Here is a 1,264-nt window from a genome sequence, read left to right as displayed (position 1 = left end):
CGATCAACTGCCGGTACCGTGACGAGCTCGATTCGCGCAGTTCCGGCCAGTTGATCGTGACCATTGATGCCGTTGATCCGTGTCTGTGTGTCTATCCGCTCGACGAGTGGGAAATTATTGAAACCAAGTTGCGCGCGCTTCCTTCGCTCCGCGAAGAGAACCGTCGCCTGCAACGTTTGCTGATTGGTAATGCCGTCGACCTCGAACTCGATGGCAGTGGTCGTTTCCTGGTTCCACCGCGTCTGCGCGAGTACGCCAGGCTTGATAAGAAAGCGATGCTGGTGGGCCAACTGAACAAGTTCCAATTGTGGGACGAGGATGCCTGGAATGCGGTTTCTGCCGCTGACCTGGCTGCTATTCAACAACCGGGCGCGATGCCTGATGAACTGCGTGATTTGATCCTGTGACTATTGATAGCGGCTTTAACCACATCACCGTACTGCTTGACGAAGCCGTCGAGGCTCTCGCCGTACGTCCTGATGGCTGCTATCTGGACGGAACGTTCGGGCGCGGCGGACACAGCCGGCTGATCCTCAGCCAGCTCGGCACGGACGGTCGGCTCATCGGGTTCGACAAAGATCCACAAGCGATTGCCACCGGGCAAACGCTAGCGGCCGAAGACGGCCGCTTTGTCGTTGTGCAGCGCAGCTTTGCCGAGCTGGGTTCGGTAGTTGCCGAGCAGGGGCTGAGTGGCAAGGTCAGCGGCATTCTGCTCGACCTCGGCGTGTCTTCACCGCAGCTCGACGACGCTGAGCGCGGCTTCAGTTTCCTCAACGATGGCCCGCTGGACATGCGCATGGATCCGTCCCGTGGCATCAGTGCTGCCGAATTCGTCAACACCGCGCCGGCTGAGGAAATCGCCCGGGTGTTCAAGGAATACGGCGAAGAACGTTTCTCCGGTCGTATGGCTCGCGCCGTCGTCGAGCGTCGCGATATCAAACCGTTCGAGCGCACCGCCGATCTGGCTGAAGTGCTGAAAGTCGCCAACCCGGCGTGGGAAAAGGGCAAGAATCCGGCCACCCGTGCATTCCAGGGTTTGCGCATTCACGTCAACAACGAACTGGGCGATCTGGAAGCCGGCCTCGAAGCCGCACTCGAAGCTCTGGAAGTCGGCGGCCGTCTGGTCGTCATCAGCTTCCACTCGCTGGAAGACCGCATCGTCAAACTGTTCATGCGCAAGCTGGTGAAAGGCGAAGCCGACAACCTGCCGCGCAACCTGCCGGTTCGTCACGTAGCGTTCGAACCGAAAATCAAAGTCCATGGC

At 59.6% G+C, this 1,264-nt stretch carries 2 protein-coding genes; both read left to right on the top strand.

The features are described from left to right. Nucleotides 1-2: 2 nt before the first annotated feature. Nucleotides 3-407, top strand: a complete 405-nt coding sequence (mraZ, locus tag ACIONG_RS30555) for a division/cell wall cluster transcriptional repressor MraZ (RefSeq protein WP_401304771.1) — start codon at nt 3-5, stop codon at nt 405-407. After that, nucleotides 404-1,264, top strand: an 861-nt coding sequence (gene rsmH, locus ACIONG_RS30550) for a 16S rRNA (cytosine(1402)-N(4))-methyltransferase RsmH (RefSeq protein ID WP_401304768.1), incomplete at its 3' end; no start/stop codon positions are given. The genes mraZ and rsmH, both read left to right, overlap by 4 nt.

It is taken from the genome of Pseudomonas sp. NPDC087817 (genome assembly GCF_044742875.1).
Taxonomy (GTDB): Bacteria; Pseudomonadota; Gammaproteobacteria; order Pseudomonadales; family Pseudomonadaceae; genus Aquipseudomonas.
This window is presented reverse-complemented; position numbering and strand designations above follow the sequence as displayed.